This window comes from Brachyspira pilosicoli, assembly GCF_008016535.1.
Taxonomy (GTDB): Bacteria; Spirochaetota; Brachyspiria; order Brachyspirales; family Brachyspiraceae; genus Brachyspira; species Brachyspira pilosicoli_A.
In genome coordinates this window covers 1-674 of the sequence record NZ_SAXY01000102.1, presented here as the reverse complement: position 1 = coordinate 674, position 674 = coordinate 1, and the positions used below count along the sequence as shown (strand labels likewise).

Genomic DNA, 674 nt, shown 5'->3' with positions numbered 1-674 from the left:
ATTATATATAATTTCCAATTGTTTGTCAACTTTTGGATTATTAAATCTAAATTGACATTCTTTAATAAATAAGTGAAAATGTGCTTTTGGTATTCCATTAAATTTACGAAGATGTCTTTTCGCTTGATTCCAAAAATTCTCTATACCATTAATATGGTTCTTTTCTTCAGCAAACTTTTCACTATGATTAATTCTAAAGTGCTTAAATTCTGATACATCTAATACATCATAACTATGATAATAATCTGAATAAACTATACTATCAGGCTGTACTTTTTGCCTAATAATTGGTATTAAAGTGCTTATTTTGGTATTATTTATCATTTTTACATATACTTTTCCTCCTCTTTTTAACAAACCAAACACTGGTATTTTATCTTTAGCCTCTCTTCCTCTTTTTCCTTTTCTTTTACCGCCAAAATAACTCTCATCAACTTCTATTTCTCCATTGAAAATTTCTTCTTCTTTTTCTTTCTCATATTCAAATATTAATTCTCGTAAATGATGATAATATAATATTGCTGTTTTACGATTAATTCCAATAAGAGCTGAGGCAGTCCTTGCTGTAGTTCCTGCTACAAAATGCTCTATTAATTTTAATTGTTTTTCTTCACTTAATTTACTGCGTTTCATACTTAAATTTTAACAAATTTAAGTTATCTGGGCCAGCCCCA

General features: G+C 27.4%; 1 protein-coding gene. It reads right to left on the bottom strand.

Annotated features, from left to right (window positions below; translation table 11 throughout):
* Positions 1 to 633 (bottom strand): IS1595 family transposase (locus EPJ72_RS12895; RefSeq protein ID WP_147732509.1); only part of this gene is annotated, 633 nt, incomplete at its 3' end.
* Positions 634 to 674 lie beyond the last annotated feature (41 nt).